Annotated in this window: 20 protein-coding genes; 16 read left to right on the plus strand and 4 right to left on the minus strand. The window is 66.9% G+C overall.

The genetic code is table 11. The features are described from left to right. Nucleotides 1–9: 9 nt before the first annotated feature. Entirely contained in the window at nucleotides 10–465 is a 456-nt protein-coding gene (locus tag ACIA5H_RS24205; protein ID WP_397077408.1) for a VOC family protein, read from the minus strand. 310 nt (nucleotides 466–775) lie between these two features. Here ACIA5H_RS24205 and ACIA5H_RS24210 point away from each other — a divergent pair, with 310 nt between their 5' ends. The 10 genes from ACIA5H_RS24210 to ACIA5H_RS24255 are packed head-to-tail and all read left to right on the plus strand — an operon-like array spanning nucleotide 776 to nucleotide 6,154. Further along, on the plus strand, nucleotides 776–1,531 hold the full coding sequence (locus tag ACIA5H_RS24210) for a hypothetical protein (protein WP_397077409.1): 756 nt from the start codon (nucleotides 776–778) through the stop codon (nucleotides 1,529–1,531). A gap of 6 nt (nucleotides 1,532–1,537) precedes the next feature. Continuing rightward, a complete protein-coding gene (locus tag ACIA5H_RS24215) occupies nucleotides 1,538–2,740 on the plus strand; it encodes an SRPBCC family protein (RefSeq protein ID WP_397077410.1) in 1,203 nt (400 codons plus the stop codon). Next, entirely contained in the window at nucleotides 2,737–3,144 is a 408-nt protein-coding gene (gvpJ, locus tag ACIA5H_RS24220; RefSeq protein WP_355079748.1) for a gas vesicle protein GvpJ, read from the plus strand. Before ACIA5H_RS24215 ends, gvpJ (ACIA5H_RS24220) begins: the two co-directional genes overlap by 4 nt. Then, nucleotides 3,144–3,905: a GvpL/GvpF family gas vesicle protein gene (locus tag ACIA5H_RS24225; protein WP_379256097.1), complete on the plus strand. Its 762-nt coding sequence runs from the start codon at nucleotides 3,144–3,146 to the stop codon at nucleotides 3,903–3,905. The genes gvpJ (ACIA5H_RS24220) and ACIA5H_RS24225 overlap by 1 nt, the downstream gene beginning before the upstream one ends. 3 nt (nucleotides 3,906–3,908) lie before the next feature. Then, nucleotides 3,909–4,142, plus strand: a complete 234-nt coding sequence (locus ACIA5H_RS24230; protein ID WP_355079752.1) for a gas vesicle protein GvpG — start codon at nucleotides 3,909–3,911, stop codon at nucleotides 4,140–4,142. A 19-nt stretch (nucleotides 4,143–4,161) separates the two neighbouring features. Further along, the gene (locus ACIA5H_RS24235; RefSeq protein WP_379256095.1) at nucleotides 4,162–4,485 is read left to right on the plus strand and encodes a gas vesicle protein; all 324 of its coding nucleotides are present in this window, start codon (nucleotides 4,162–4,164) and stop codon (nucleotides 4,483–4,485) included. Then, a complete protein-coding gene (gene gvpJ / locus ACIA5H_RS24240; RefSeq protein WP_355079756.1) occupies nucleotides 4,482–4,868 on the plus strand; it encodes a gas vesicle protein GvpJ in 387 nt (128 codons plus the stop codon). The genes ACIA5H_RS24235 and gvpJ (ACIA5H_RS24240) overlap by 4 nt, the downstream gene beginning before the upstream one ends. Further along, the gene (locus tag ACIA5H_RS24245; protein ID WP_379256092.1) at nucleotides 4,865–5,650 is read left to right on the plus strand and encodes a GvpL/GvpF family gas vesicle protein; all 786 of its coding nucleotides are present in this window, start codon (nucleotides 4,865–4,867) and stop codon (nucleotides 5,648–5,650) included. The genes gvpJ (ACIA5H_RS24240) and ACIA5H_RS24245 overlap by 4 nt, the downstream gene beginning before the upstream one ends. Beyond that, a complete protein-coding gene (locus tag ACIA5H_RS24250; protein WP_355079760.1) occupies nucleotides 5,647–5,862 on the plus strand; it encodes a gas vesicle protein in 216 nt (71 codons plus the stop codon). Before ACIA5H_RS24245 ends, ACIA5H_RS24250 begins: the two co-directional genes overlap by 4 nt. After that, complete coding sequence (locus ACIA5H_RS24255; RefSeq protein WP_355079762.1) at nucleotides 5,855–6,154, plus strand: gas vesicle protein K; 300 nt, start codon at nucleotides 5,855–5,857, stop codon at nucleotides 6,152–6,154. The genes ACIA5H_RS24250 and ACIA5H_RS24255 overlap by 8 nt, the downstream gene beginning before the upstream one ends. A gap of 110 nt (nucleotides 6,155–6,264) precedes the next feature. On the opposite strand, the gene ACIA5H_RS24260 is transcribed toward ACIA5H_RS24255, so the two are convergent. Together ACIA5H_RS24260 and ACIA5H_RS24265 are read right to left on the minus strand one after the other, a co-directional pair. Next, nucleotides 6,265–6,471: a DUF397 domain-containing protein gene (locus ACIA5H_RS24260; protein WP_379256088.1), complete on the minus strand. Its 207-nt coding sequence runs from the start codon at nucleotides 6,469–6,471 to the stop codon at nucleotides 6,265–6,267. Beyond that, nucleotides 6,461–7,480, minus strand: a complete 1,020-nt coding sequence (locus tag ACIA5H_RS24265; RefSeq protein ID WP_397077411.1) for a helix-turn-helix domain-containing protein — start codon at nucleotides 7,478–7,480, stop codon at nucleotides 6,461–6,463. The genes ACIA5H_RS24260 and ACIA5H_RS24265 overlap by 11 nt, the downstream gene beginning before the upstream one ends. A 589-nt stretch (nucleotides 7,481–8,069) precedes the next feature. On the opposite strand from ACIA5H_RS24265, the gene ACIA5H_RS24270 reads away from it, so the two are divergent. The 4 genes from ACIA5H_RS24270 (at nucleotide 8,070) to ACIA5H_RS24285 (ending at nucleotide 10,334) form a co-directional block, all read left to right on the plus strand. Next, entirely contained in the window at nucleotides 8,070–8,312 is a 243-nt protein-coding gene (locus ACIA5H_RS24270) for a hypothetical protein (RefSeq protein ID WP_355079770.1), read from the plus strand. After that, on the plus strand, nucleotides 8,309–8,518 hold the full coding sequence (locus ACIA5H_RS24275; protein WP_355079772.1) for a hypothetical protein: 210 nt from the start codon (nucleotides 8,309–8,311) through the stop codon (nucleotides 8,516–8,518). The genes ACIA5H_RS24270 and ACIA5H_RS24275 overlap by 4 nt, the downstream gene beginning before the upstream one ends. Nucleotides 8,519–8,789: 271 nt before the next feature. Next, a complete protein-coding gene (locus ACIA5H_RS24280) occupies nucleotides 8,790–9,512 on the plus strand; it encodes a TVP38/TMEM64 family protein (protein WP_355079774.1) in 723 nt (240 codons plus the stop codon). Between the two features lie 423 nt (nucleotides 9,513–9,935). Next, complete coding sequence (locus ACIA5H_RS24285) at nucleotides 9,936–10,334, plus strand: hypothetical protein (RefSeq protein ID WP_379256081.1); 399 nt, start codon at nucleotides 9,936–9,938, stop codon at nucleotides 10,332–10,334. A gap of 139 nt (nucleotides 10,335–10,473) precedes the next feature. Here the strand turns inward: ACIA5H_RS24285 and ACIA5H_RS24290 are convergent, their stop codons facing one another. After that, nucleotides 10,474–10,920, minus strand: a complete 447-nt coding sequence (locus ACIA5H_RS24290; protein ID WP_397077412.1) for a cupin domain-containing protein — start codon at nucleotides 10,918–10,920, stop codon at nucleotides 10,474–10,476. Nucleotides 10,921–11,040: 120 nt separating this feature from the next. Between ACIA5H_RS24290 and ACIA5H_RS24295 the strand changes: the two genes are divergently transcribed. Together ACIA5H_RS24295 and ACIA5H_RS24300 are read left to right on the plus strand one after the other, a co-directional pair. Then, a complete protein-coding gene (locus ACIA5H_RS24295; RefSeq protein ID WP_397077413.1) occupies nucleotides 11,041–11,211 on the plus strand; it encodes a hypothetical protein in 171 nt (56 codons plus the stop codon). Between the two features lie 225 nt (nucleotides 11,212–11,436). Continuing rightward, on the plus strand, nucleotides 11,437–13,140 hold the full coding sequence (locus ACIA5H_RS24300; RefSeq protein ID WP_379256075.1) for a metallophosphoesterase: 1,704 nt from the start codon (nucleotides 11,437–11,439) through the stop codon (nucleotides 13,138–13,140). Nucleotides 13,141–13,144 lie beyond the last annotated feature (4 nt).

Raw genomic sequence — 13,144 nt, forward strand, 5'->3', positions numbered from 1 at the left:
CCGGTCCGATCAGGCGTTGTCGTAGGCGTCCTGGAGAGCCGCGAGATCGAGCTTGGACATCGACCGCAAGGCGGTGCCGACGGCGATGGTCTTCGCGGGATCGTCACCGCTCATCAATTTCGGCAGCGCCGAGGGCACCACCTGCCAGGACAGGCCGTAGCTGTCCTTCAGCCAGCCGCACGGGCCGGGCTCGCCGCCGTCCGAGGTGAGCGCGTCCCACAGGCGGTCGACCTCATCCTGGGTGTCCACGACCACTTGCAGCGATGCGGCATCGGTGTGCGGGTGGTCCGGTCCGCCGTTCATCAGCGTGACCGCATGACCGTCGAGGTCCAGCGAGACGATGAACGCCGAGCCGTCGGAGTTGCGGGAGACCTCGACCACCCGCGAGTTCGGGATCACCGCGGCGTACAGGGCGGCGGCTTCCTCGGCGGCGTTGTCGAACCAGAGGAACGTGTTGACGGACATGATGTGCTCCTGTGTTGTGGCGTGACTTGCTGTCACCCACTGGTCGGAGCCGCCCGCTCGCCTTCGACACAGTTCGCGAAGTTTCTCGAAATTTTTTTTCGACCTCTACCGCCGAGTGATCGCTGAAACAGGTTCGCCAGCCTGCGAGCTCCCAGCTTTCCGCAGGCAGAACCCATCGACCCATCGGGTAACCAGGCATACGCTGAAGTTTGGCCGCTGCCATGTGGTCTATCCCACTTCTGGGGACGTCAAAGTCTCGCCGCCCCGGCTCAGCAGAGCCGTGGCGGCGGAGACGAGCAAGGAGTGAGCAATGAAAGGTGGAGCAAGAATCGCGTTAGGGGTGGGCCTCGGGTACCTGCTCGGCCGCACGAAGAAAATGCGCTTCGCGATGACGCTGGCGGGAGCCGCGATGGCGAGACGATCCGCGGGAACACCCGCCGAACTGCTCGAGCGCGGCACGGAGCTGCTCAAATCGACGCCGGAGCTGACCAAGATCACCGACACCGTGCGCGACGAACTGCTCGGCGCGGTGCGCTCGGCCGCCGTCGCCGCGGCGAGCAACCGCATGGACGCGCTCAGCAACCGGTTACAGCAGGGGACAACGCTCCTGGCGGGCGAAGAACAACGCGGCTCACAGGCGGCGGATGAGGAGGACGAAGAGCAAGAGCAACAGCCTGAGGACGAGTACGAGGACGAGGAGCAAGAGGGCGAGTACGAGGACCAGGAGCAAGAGCCCGAGGACGAGGACCAGGAGCAAGAGCCCGAGGACGAGTACGAGGACCAGGACGAGGACGAGGATCGAACGCCTGAGGACGAGTACGAAGAGGAAGAACAAGAGCCCGAGGACGAGGACGATTCCGAGCGGGGCGAGGAAGAGGACGACACCGAGCGGCCTGCCGCGCGGACGCGCACTCGCCGGTCGAGCACCACCGCCAAGCGCGGAGCGAGCTCGCGGACCGCCGACCGTTCGTCCGACTCCGCGGATCGTAAGCCGTCCGGGACTTCCGGCCGCCGCCGTACTCGCGCCGAGGCCGGCCAGGCCCCCGTGCGCCGGACGAGGAGGTGACCGGCGATGGCGAAGATTTTGCGTGACGCGACGGAAGGAGTCGGCAAGGTGGCCGCCGATACGGCGGGCCGGGCCGCCAAAGCCGCGACCGGGGCGGGATCATCCGCGAAGAAGGCGGGAGCCTCGGCCAAGAAGGCCGGATCTTCCGCCAAGAAGAACGCGCCGCCGCCCACGCCGACCGGCATTTTGCAGCAGTCGTTGCAGAACCTCACCGGAGCGCTGACCGAACGCGCGGTGACCGGGCTCACGAACCAGGTGTCGAAGACCGCGGGCCGGTTGAACGAGTACGCCGAGGGCGGCGGCGGGGGGAACCTGCTGGCGGCGCTGACCGGCGTGCAGAAGCTCGCCGGTGGCTCTTCGCCGTTGAGCACGGCTATGAGCATGGGCAAAACCAAGCTCGGTCACTCACTACGCGAGCAGTTCGAGAACGTGAAGGAATCGCTCACCGGCGGCAAGGGCAAGGGCGGCAGCAAGAAGATCAAGCTGACGAACATCGTCGAGCACATCGACGTCGGCGTCCCGATCCACCTGGCCTACGACCAGTGGACCCAGTTCGCGGATTTCCCGAAGTACACCAAGAAGCTCGAGCAAGTGGAACAGGTCTCCGACGAGAAGCTCAGCTGGACCGGCAAAGTGTTCTGGTCGCGGCGTACCTGGGAATCCACGATTCTCGAGCAGGTGCCGTTCGAGCGGATCGTCTGGCGTTCCAAGGGGCACAAGGGCTACATCGACGGCGCGGTCACCTTCCACGAGATAACGCCGCAGTACACCCGCATCCTCGTGGTGCTGGAGTACCACCCCAAGGGAGTCTTCGAGAAGACCGCCAACATCTGGCGCGCGGCCGGCCGCCGCTGCCGGCTGGAACTGAAGCACTTCGAGCGGCACGTGATGACCGAGTCCGTACTGCATCCCGACGACATCGTCGGCTGGCACGGCGAAATCCACGACAGCAAGGTCGTCAAGGACGACGAGACCGCGCGCCGCGAGGAAGAGGAGAAGTCCGAAGAAGATCAGGGAGAAGAGGAAACGGAACGAGAGCCGGACGAGCAGGAGCCGGACGAGGAAGAACAAGAGACCGACGAACAAGAGACGGACGAGCAAGACGAGGACGAGCAAGACGAAGATCGGCGTCCTCGCCGTCGACCCGCCGCCCGCCGCCGCAGCGCGGCGCCTCGCCGGTCGCGTGAGAAGCGAGGAGCAAACGCATGACCATCGAACCCGCAGGCGGCGGCGGGGGTGGCGGAGCGGGCACGATGGCGCGCCCGAACTCCTCCAGCCTGGCCGACGTGATCGATACGATTTTGGACAAAGGCCTGGTCATCGACGCGTTCGCGCGCGTGTCGCTGGTCGGCATCGAGCTGGTGACCATCGACGCCCGCGTCGTGGTGGCCAGTGTGGACACCTATCTGCGCTTCGCCGAAGCCGTCAACCGGCTGGAGATCTCCACCCAGCCGAAGGGACTGACCGACCTCGTCGGCGAGGGCACCCAGGGCCTGGCGAAGCACAAGACGCAGGGCGCTCTCGAGGCGGCGGGCGAGAAGGTCATGGACTTCATCGGCGACGTGCAGGACAAGCGCCAGACGGCGAACAGGCCCAAACGTAAGGAGGGCTGATGACTACCGCTGCGACATCTGTCTACGTCTACGGCATCGTGCCCGCCGACGTGGAGCCCGAGCCGCACGCCAGCGGCGTCGGCGACCCACCGGGTGAGGTATCGGTGATACGGCACGGCGAGATCGCCGCGCTGGTCAGCATGCTCGAGTCGGATCGGCCGCTGGGCACGCCCGACGACCTCACCGCGCACGCCGAACTGCTGGACGGATCGGCCGCCGTCGCTCCGGTGTTGCCGCTGCGCTTCGGCGCGGTCATGACCGACACCGAGGCGGTGGAGAACGAACTACTCGGAGCGAACGAGGACGAATTCCGCTCCGCGCTGGAGCAACTCGAGGGCCGTGCGCAGTTCGTGGTCCGCGGCCGTTACGTCGAGAACACCATCCTCCGGGAGCTGCTCGACGAGAACGCCGAGGCCGCCCGGCTGGCCGGGGAGATCCGCGACAAACCGGAGGACGCCACCCGTAACGAGCGAATCGCGCTCGGCGAGATGATCAATCAGGCCATCGAGTCCAAGCGGGCCGAGGACACTCGCAAGGTGGTCGCCGAGCTCGAGGAGTTCGAACCGCTCGTCAACCAGCGCGAGCCCACGCATGAGGAGGAGGCCGTCCACATCGCGGTGCTGGTCGAACTGGACCGGCAGAAAGACCTGGAGGACACGCTGCGCAGGCTGGGCGAGGACTGGGACGGCCGTGTGGAGTTGAACCTGCTCGGCCCGATGGCGGCCTACGACTTCGTCATGAAGCGCGCACCCGAGGGGTAAGGCATGTTCGGTGTGCTCACATCGATCCTGACGCTGCCCGTCGCCCCGGTCCGCGGCGTGATCTGGTTGGGCGAATTGATCCAGGACCAGGTGGATCAGAAGATGCGAGATCCCGCCGTCATGCGGCGGGAACTCGAGGAGATCGATGCGGCCGCGGCAGCCGGTCAGCTGTCCGAAGAGGAGCGTAGACAAGCGCAGCAGGCGGTCCTGGATCGCATGACCGGTCGCCGCGCGTGATCCGGAAGGAGTGACGCGCGTGGCACGGAAGACCACTTCCGAGGACGTCGACCCGGCCTCCGACGAACCACCTCCCAGCACCCCGGCGCAGGCCGCCGCCATGGCGGTGGAAAACCTCGTCGAGCTGACGTCGAAAGAGGTGCAGGGCGTCACGTCGATGGAACCCACGGAGGACGGCTGGCAGGTGGAGATCGAGGTGCTCGAGGACCGCCGGATCCCGTCGTCGGCGGACATCCTCGCGCTCTACGAGGTCGAGATCGATCTCGACGGGAACCTGCTGGCCTATCGCAGAACCAAGCGCTACGGGCGCGGCAGCACCGACATCGGAAGGGCTCGGTCATGACGGTGGTGCCCGGCGGATCGTCCGCACCGCAGCCGTACGGAGGCGGGCATTCGTCGACCAACCTCGCCGACATCCTCGAGCGGGTGCTCGACAAGGGCTTGGTGATCGCGGGCGACATACAGGTGAACCTGCTCGACATCGAACTGCTCACGATCAAACTGCGGTTGGTGATCGCGTCCTTGGAGACCGCCAAGTCGGTGGGCATCGATTGGTGGGAGACCGATCCCTGGCTCAACAGCAAGGCCCGCACGCTGGAGCGGCAGGATCACGATCTCGAACTCGAGAATCAGAAGCTCCGCGACCGGATCGCGGAACTGGAGAGCGCGAAGGAACAACCGCAACGCATCGAGCGTCGCCGCCAACCGAGGGAAGAGCGGTCGTGACGGAGGGCCTCGGGGTCTGGCTGTACGCGGTGACGCCCGGCTGCGGCGGCGAGGAGCTGGGCGAGCTGACCGGAGTCGCGGGCGAGCCGGTGCGAACGGTGGTCGTGGACGGGCTGACGGCGATCGTCGGCTCGGTGCCGCTCGAGGTGTTCGGAGAGCAGCCGATGCGGGCGCATCTGGAGGACCTCGATTGGCTGGAAGGGACGGCCCGTGCGCACGACGCCGTCGTATCGACCCTGGTGCGACGAGGTCCGACCGTCCCGCTGCGGCTGGCTACCGTCTTCCTCGACGACGACCGGGTGCGCGACCTGCTGACCGAGCGGCGAGCGGATTTCGCCGCCGCGTTGGAGCTCGTGAGCGGCCGCACCGAGTGGGGCGTGAAGGCCTACGGCGACCGCGCCGCCCTGACCGCCGCCGTGGCCGAGTCCCGCACCGCGAGCGAAGGCAAGGGCGCGGGAGCCGCGTATCTGGCCCGGCGCCGGGCGCAACTGTCCGCGCAGGAAACAATCGAACGCGACGCGGCCCAGCGCGCCGAGGAGATCCACACCCGCCTGCTCCAGCACGCGGCCGCGGGGCGACGTCAGGCGCTGACCGACCCGGCACTGAGTGGCCGTCGTGATTGGTTGGTCCTCAATGGGACCTACCTCGTGGACGACGACCGCACCGACGACTTCGCCACCATCGTCACGGCGCTCGGCGACGAATTCCCCGGCATCCGCCTCGAACTCACCGGCCCGTGGCCGCCGTATTCGTTCGCGGGCGTGGAACGAGAACCGGCATGAGCCGCGCCACACGGGAGGTCGACGACGAGCGCCGGGTCTCGTTGGTGGATCTGCTGGATCGGGTGCTGGCCGGCGGCGTGGTGATCTCCGGCGACATCAAACTCGCCATCGCGGACGTCGACCTGGTCCAGATCTCGTTGCGGGCGCTGATCTCCTCGATCAGCACCCTCTCCGGACCGCTGCACGCGCTGGAGGCACCCGGCGATGACTGAATTCGGCGGCATCCCACCGCGTATCGACACCGACCCGGAATCCGTCGAGCGCGGCCTGGTCAGCCTCGTCCTCACCTTGGTCGAGCTCCTCCGCCAGCTCATGGAACGCCAAGCACTCCGCCGCGTAGACGCGGGTGACCTCACCGACACCCAGATAGAACGCATCGGCACCACCCTCATGCTCCTCGAGCAACGCATGGAAGAACTCCGCGACCACTTCGGCCTCACCCCCGAAGACCTCAACATCGACCTGGGCCCCCTCGGCACCCTCCTCCCCCGCGACCCACCCTGAACATCAAGATCAACGGCACATGAGCGAGAGGTTTTCTCGGCAAACGCCACAGCCATGTGCCGTTGATCTTGTCCGATGACACCGGAATGATGCCGCGCGACTTCTCGGGCCTATGGGTGGGTGAAGGTGCCGCCCACGACGCCAGCGGTGAAGGCGTCCCATTCGCCGGGCGTGAAGACCAACGCCGGGCCGGTCGGGTTCTTGGAGTCTCGGACGCCGACCATTCCGCCTGCCAAGTGGGCAATCTCTACGCACTCTTGTCCTCCGCTGCTATGAGTGCTCTTGAACCACTTCGCTCCGGACAGATCAACGTGCACGTTCGTGCTCCTTCGCTACCTCACGCAACAGATCTCGACTGGGTTGAACATCCAGCGCGGCGTGCTGGATCACCCAGTGGGCCTCACGGTACCTGCTCAGGTCGGCCAGACGCTCCAGGAATATTCCGCCGGTGAAGCTCTCGACGTACACGACGCTCGGCTCGTCGGGTTTGCCCTTCTTATCCACGTCGAAATCGAGGATCAAGAAGGGACCGGTAGACATCCCCACCGGCAGGCCAGCCCAGAACGGCAGTACGCAAATCTTGATGTGCGGATGGGTGCCGAGGTCCGCAAGATGTCGCAACTGCGCGGCCATCACCTTGCGTGAGCCGATCACAGTTCGCAGCACCGATTCATGCAGGATTACCACGATGTCTGCGGGACGCCTGCGGCGCAGGATGAACCCCTGCCGACGAAGCCGAAGCTGCACTCGTTTGTCGATCTCTTCTGCTGGCTCGTTCGGGAAGTAGATTTTGTCCAGCGCCATCGCGTAGTCAGTGGTCTGGAGCAATCCCGGCACGACGGACGGCTGAAAGAACGTCAACTGTCGCGCCGAAGACTCCAGCCCCATGTATACGTCGAACCCTGGCGTGATCAGTGAGCCGTACTCGTGCCACCACGACTTGACCGCGGTCTGCTCGGCCAGCGCCAGCAAGTCCCGCGTCCGCTCATCACCTAGCTGATACTGCTCGCATAGCAGCCGGATGTCGTGCGTCCTGATCTTCTCCGTCTGCCCCTTCTCCAGCCGTTGCAGCGTGCTCTTGCCCCACTCCATGAGCTTCGCGGATTCGATCAACGTCATGCCGAGCGCTTCTCGCGCGTCACGCAGATGGCGGCCGAGTTGGCGACGCGGCAGCGTGCTGCCGGTCTCGTCCTCTGACAAGCCTTCCCTCCCGAGGTCGTCCGAGTTCCCTGTCCGGGAAATGGTGACACCATCGACGGGCAACTTGCTGGGAAATGAACTGTCTTTCTTGACTTCCCACACTCCTTTGCCCAGCACTGGGCGCATCTTGTCTGCTTGCCGCGCGTCTTGCAGAGAGTTCTTCCCCCCGCCGAGGAGGGCTCTCCCGACCTGGGCGCACGACCAGCAACAGACCTGAGGGGAGCGCAGATAGCGATGCAAACGTTCGGGGACACACCGCGATCCAGGTGCTACTACTACCGGCGCGAGTGCGATCTACCCGCTGTGATCGACCCGCCCGAGTTGGGGCGGATCATCCTGCGTGCCGGGTACGTGTGCGGGGTGACGATGCCCACGCGTTTGGGGCAAGCAACGAAAGCCCATATGCAGAGCCGGGGCGAACTCCTCGGACCCGTTGTCGCACATCTACGTTCGGACCGTTGGACGTTCCTCATCGTGGCGGACCTGCCGGACGACGACCGGTTGTTCGCGGAGTTGTTCCGGCTGGACGTGAGCGTGGCCCGGTCCGGAGCGACGATCGCACTCCCCTCGCCCACCGCCTCTTCCGGCGCGATCCGCCAGTGGATAGTGCCGCCGCGCGGACCATATCGACCTTCGGGGCGCGTCGTTCTGGAAGCCATTCGAGCGTGGGCGGATCAGATGCCGAACCGCCATCGGGGATTCCGGGTGGTGTCCCGTGCCCGATGACGGTCTCGTGTGGCTCTTCCCTAGCGACGCCAACGGCCGACCGCATTCACTGCGGACCCGATTCGCCCACGACAACCCACACTGGCCGGTATCCAGCCGCAAGAACGCACTTCGAGCCCTAGACCTGCATCGCGACTGCGACTACCTCACCTGCTCGACCTTCGTCACCGCCGTGATCGTGAGCCGTGACGACTTCCGCTACTTCCGCGACCGCGAACCGGAGCAGCCGTGACATCCCCACGGCCCGATGAACCCGACGTCCGCCTGTCGATATTCCTGCACGGCATGCGTTTCGACTTCGTCGCTTGCCTCACCGCCGCCCTGCTGTTCGTCCACGAACACCAGACCCGCCGCTACACCGATGCGGTAACCGTAGCGATCACCGACACCAGCGGCCTACGCCGCCTACCGAACGAGCGCCTGTACCTAGAACCCTGAATCGACAGCGGCTCCTTCGATCACCAGTCGCACGCCCAACAGCTGAACGGTGCGCACCTGACAAGGCACAGGGAGCCGGGTACAGACCCCGCCGGTTCGCGACCGGGTTTCCACAGAAGCGCGGAGATTCGGGATTCACACCCCGGTCGGCCACCGCCGATAGCTCAAACCGTAGAGCCCCGCTTCGTGATTGTGTCCCGTGCTCCGGCGGCGGGCACTGTGCACCCTCGACGTGAACGTCCGGCCAGCTCGAGGCAGGATTGCGGTCAGCATGACGGACAACGACGGCTTCTTTCGCACCGGACGGCGGCGGCACATCGCGCGGCTGGCGCTGTTCGTCGTATTCCTGTTCGGGATGTTCTATCTGGTCGCCGTCGCGGGAGTGATCGACGTCGAACGCGTGCGCGACGCGATCGCCGCGACCGGACCCGCGGCCCCGTTCGCCTATCTGGCGGCCTCGGCGGTGCTCGGCGCGATCTTCGTGCCCGGCCCGATGCTGGCCGCGGGGAGCGGTCTGCTGTTCGGGCCGCTGGTCGGGACGTTCGTGACGCTGGGCTCGGCGGTGGGCACGGCGACCATCACCAGTTTCCTCGGGCGGCGGGCGGGCCGCGAAAGCGCGCGCGGGTTGCTCGGCCAGGAGCGTGCCGAGCGTATCGACGCCCAGATCGCGCGGCGCGGCTTGTGGGCCGTCGTCGGCCAGCGCTTCGTCCCTGGCATCTCGGATGCACTGGCGTCGTACGTATTCGGAGCGTTCGGAGTCCCGTTGTGGCAGATGGCCGTGGGCGCATTCATCGGCTCGGCTCCACGGGCATTCGTCTACACCGCTCTCGGCGCATCGATCGGCGACCTGTCGGCCCCGCTGGCCTACACCGCCATCGCGGTCTGGTGCGCCACCGCGATCATCGGAACTTTCGCCGCGCACCGCGGATACCGCAGCTGGCGTGGCGGCGCGAACCGCGAGCCAGAAGCTGCGCCGGATCGCTGCGGGGACTAGGACAAGTTGATCTACCTGCGCCGACTGTGCGATCTAGATGTGGCCGTACCGGTCGAACCCGGCTCGGACACCGCGATTACGCCCATCACCGCCTGCCCAATCGCTGACGCGAGACGGCAAGCGCCGCTTACGGATACGCGACCCCGATGACTCGAAGCGCGTGCCACTGCGAAGCGGTCGGCGTACTTGCTAGCGTTTGTCGCGAAGGTTTCGTTCCGGCCGACGATCCGGGGGTGCGGCTTGCGCATGTGGGTGGGCGTACTCACCTCATGGCACACCGGTTGGATTCGACGACTTCACCGCAACTCACATCGGTGGCCCGTGGTATGAGTTCACTGCTGTGTGGCGTAGCTGACGTCGCCGTCTGCTCACCACTGGGAGCATCGAGCGTTCCAGACCAGCTGGTATGACACGCTGTCCGTCATGTCCACTCGGCCCATCACCTCGCCGAACCTCACCGGCCAGGGACGTATTGCCTCGATTCTGCGGTTCACCACCGAACTGATTGCCTGGATCGCCACCCCATGGGCACTGGCCGATCACTCGGTCGCGCTCGCGGTCGCGGCATTGGTCCTGCTCATCGGGCTGCCGACCCTCTTCGCCACCCCTGGCGACAAAAGACAGGTCCTCATCCCGGTCCCCGGCATAGTCACCATCGGTCTCGTCGTCCTCCAACTCGCCGCCGCCGTACTCGCGTCCTGGGCCACATGGCCGGCCTGGGCGGCCGTCGTCGTCACCACGTTGACGGCCGTCACGGCAATCACCGAACTGCCACGTTGGCGCTGGCTACTCGGGGCACCGGCCCGTCCCGCCGGTCGGTGACCCTAGGACCGACACCGGTCGAATTCCTGCATGATGCCGATACCGTTACGGTGACCGCGCCGCCGGATCGCCCGACCGCGACCGCCGACATCCGGACGCCATCGGGCTCGGCAACCACCGCCCATGCGACCGAACGGCCCTACGCGCAGGCCGGGGCGGGTGCGTCGACGAACAGCGGCTCGCCCGTGGGCGGGGCGTAGACGACGTCGAGGACGAGCGGCTCCGCGCCGAGGTTCCGGCCGATGTGCACGTTCCATTCACCCGCGGGCTCGTAGATGAACTCGCCGGTGCGGAAGACCGGAGCGTCGCAGTCGGGTCCGGGGTGGGTGAGCGTGCCCGACCGCACGAAGCCGAAGACCGGACCGAGGTGGTAGTGCCAACCGGTGGAGCCGCCGGGGCCGATGGTGATCTCGCGAACGACCAGATCGGTGCCCGCGACGAATGGCACCAGCCCGGCGGGAATCTGCGCCTGGCCGAGGGTGACGGCGGTGATGTCGCTACCGGGCGTCGCCTCGGCGTGCGCCGCACTCACCAGCGCGCCGGTGAGCACCACGGGCGCCACCGCGACGCGGAGAAAGAGCGTCATCCTGGCAGCTTAGCGACGGCGGCGGCGCACCGGAACACTCGGTCGCCGCCCTTCGCTGATCGGCATCCCGCCGCCGTGGTGACGAGTGTCCGCGCTCGGATCCTGGATTACCGTACGTACGTGGCCGGGACAGACGAAGGGGATTCCACGGCGAAGATCATCGCCGCCGTCGTGTCGATGCTCGAATCGCACGGCTACGACGCGGTCCAACTGCGTGCGGTCGCCCGCAGCGCGCACGTCTCCATGGATCCAGAACAGTCGTCGGACGCGACGGATCGGCCGTCGGCGTAGACGCGTCGGCCGCGGCCCTGCCGAGAAGCGCGGCCCGTTGGCCGTCGACCATCCGACTCGAAACCCAGGGGGTCGCCGGTGAAATACGTTCGGGTATTACGTATTTCACACATTTCCGGCAAATGGAACAAACCCGAATGGCGAAACCGACTGTTCACGAGGTATTCCCGCGTGCGGTGCGATGTCGAGTTGCTCCGTGCGCCGTGCCGGTACAGCATCTGCGGTATGCCGTCCACACCGCTGAATCCAGCAGGCGACATTCCGGACACCGGAATTCCCGGCCATCTCGCTGCCCACATGACCATGCCCGAGCAGCACGAATGGCACCGCGCCTACCTGCGCCGTCGCCCGGTGTCGCGGCGCAACGTACTACGCGGCGCCGCCGCGGCGGCAGCGGTGGCCGCGGTCGGCACGACGCCGTTCGGCAGGCGCGCTTATGCCGACGAGGCCCAGCTCGCGGTGGGTGGACGGCGCGTCGCCTTCGGGCCGGACGCGGCCAGCCAGTTGCGTTTCGCGGCGCAGCTCTCGCGGCGTCCGGCGGGCGCCACGGTGTATCTCGACCACGGACCGACACCGGCGCTGGGCGCGACGGTCCAAGCCGAGGTGCGCAACCTGCTCACCCAGCTGCCCACCGCCGACGGCGGCGTGCTCGCGGCCGAACAGTTCTACGTCCACGCACCGGTGGACGGCCTGCCCGGACGGGTGCCGCACTTCTACCGCTGGCGGACCTCCGACGGATTCGTCGGCGACATCCGCGCCGCCGCACCCGCGATGCCCAGCGCGCGCCCCGCGGTCCTTCCGTTCCGGTTCACCATGATGGGCGACCAGGGCACCGACGAAACGCCCGCGCTGCCGGAGGGCGTCGCTCCCGGCGACTACGACGACAAGTACTACAAGGCCGACAACGATCCGGCCGCGCCGCACGCGAGCAACGTGCTGCGCCAGATCGCCGCCGCCCGGCCGGACTTCCACATCCTCGCAGGCGACATCGCCTACGCCGACCCGTCCGGCGCGGGCAAGCCGGGGCAGTTCGCGGCGCACGGAGCGCAGCAGGCGAGCGGTTTCGACAAGTACAACCCCTACGTCTGGGACGTCTACTTCAACGCCATCGAGCCCAGCGCCGCCCAGACACCGTGGATGTTCGCCACCGGCAACCACGACATGGAGGCGACCTACGGCGACCACGGCTACGGCGGGCATCTGGCGCGCCTGGACTTTCCCGGCAACGGTCCGGCGGGCTGCCCGTCGGCGTACACGTTCACCTACGGCAATGTCGCGGTGCTCTCGCTGGACGCCAACGACGTCACCTACGAGATCCGGGCGAACAGCGGCTACTCCGGCGGGGCACAGACGAGTTGGGTGGAACGCACCCTGGCCGCCCACCGTGCCGACCCCGACATCGATTTCATCGTCTGCTTCTTCCACCACTGCGCGTATTCGACCACCGAATCGCACGCCAGCGACGGCGGTGTGCGTGACGCGTGGGTCGGTCTTTTCGACCGCTACCAAGTCGACCTGGTGTTGCAGGGTCACAATCACGTCTACGAGCGCACCGATCCGCTGCGTGGCGGGCAGGCGACGAAGGTCGCGGGCGACAACTCGATCGTCTACCCGGAGACCGACGGCACCGTCTACTACACCGTGGGCGGCGGCGGACGCCCGCGCTACGAATTCCAGCCCGGGTCGCGGGAAACCTTCCGCGGCAGCGAGCTGGCCGACACCTCGGTGCCCAACAGTTACGTGTGGACCCCGGGCGGCGGTAAGCAGGACGAAGCCGCGCCGTGGTCGCGGGTCCGCTTCCGGAATTACTCGTTCCTGCGCGTCGACGTCCGGCCGGGCGTGTTCGCCAGCGAGATGGACGTGGTCGCGGTCGACGAGTACGGACGCGAATTCGACCGTGTGCTGTTCCGGCGGCAGGTCAGGGCCTGAGCGG

Origin of the sequence: Nocardia sp. NPDC051900, from assembly GCF_044452545.1 — a bacterium.
GTDB lineage: Bacteria > Actinomycetota > Actinomycetes > Mycobacteriales > Mycobacteriaceae > Nocardia > Nocardia sichangensis.

Excerpts from the sequence above, each read along its gene's own strand:
- ACIA5H_RS24300 (WP_379256075.1), top strand. The coding sequence starts at position 11,437 with ATGCCGTCCACACCGCTGAATCCAGCAGGCGACATTCCGGACACCGGA.
- ACIA5H_RS24250 (WP_355079760.1), top strand. The coding sequence starts at position 5,647 with ATGAGCCGCGCCACACGGGAGGTCGACGACGAGCGCCGGGTCTCGTTG.
- ACIA5H_RS24215 (WP_397077410.1), top strand. The coding sequence starts at position 1,538 with ATGGCGAAGATTTTGCGTGACGCGACGGAAGGAGTCGGCAAGGTGGCC.
- ACIA5H_RS24290 (WP_397077412.1), bottom strand. The coding sequence starts at position 10,920 with ATGACGCTCTTTCTCCGCGTCGCGGTGGCGCCCGTGGTGCTCACCGGC.
- ACIA5H_RS24225 (WP_379256097.1), top strand. The coding sequence starts at position 3,144 with ATGACTACCGCTGCGACATCTGTCTACGTCTACGGCATCGTGCCCGCC.
- gvpJ (WP_355079756.1), top strand. The coding sequence starts at position 4,482 with ATGACGGTGGTGCCCGGCGGATCGTCCGCACCGCAGCCGTACGGAGGC.
- ACIA5H_RS24255 (WP_355079762.1), top strand. The coding sequence starts at position 5,855 with ATGACTGAATTCGGCGGCATCCCACCGCGTATCGACACCGACCCGGAA.
- ACIA5H_RS24205 (WP_397077408.1), bottom strand. The coding sequence starts at position 465 with ATGTCCGTCAACACGTTCCTCTGGTTCGACAACGCCGCCGAGGAAGCC.
- ACIA5H_RS24210 (WP_397077409.1), top strand. The coding sequence starts at position 776 with ATGAAAGGTGGAGCAAGAATCGCGTTAGGGGTGGGCCTCGGGTACCTG.
- gvpJ (WP_355079748.1), top strand. The coding sequence starts at position 2,737 with ATGACCATCGAACCCGCAGGCGGCGGCGGGGGTGGCGGAGCGGGCACG.
- ACIA5H_RS24230 (WP_355079752.1), top strand. The coding sequence starts at position 3,909 with ATGTTCGGTGTGCTCACATCGATCCTGACGCTGCCCGTCGCCCCGGTC.
- ACIA5H_RS24285 (WP_379256081.1), top strand. The coding sequence starts at position 9,936 with ATGTCCACTCGGCCCATCACCTCGCCGAACCTCACCGGCCAGGGACGT.
- ACIA5H_RS24265 (WP_397077411.1), bottom strand. The coding sequence starts at position 7,480 with ATGCGCCCAGTGCTGGGCAAAGGAGTGTGGGAAGTCAAGAAAGACAGT.
- ACIA5H_RS24280 (WP_355079774.1), top strand. The coding sequence starts at position 8,790 with ATGACGGACAACGACGGCTTCTTTCGCACCGGACGGCGGCGGCACATC.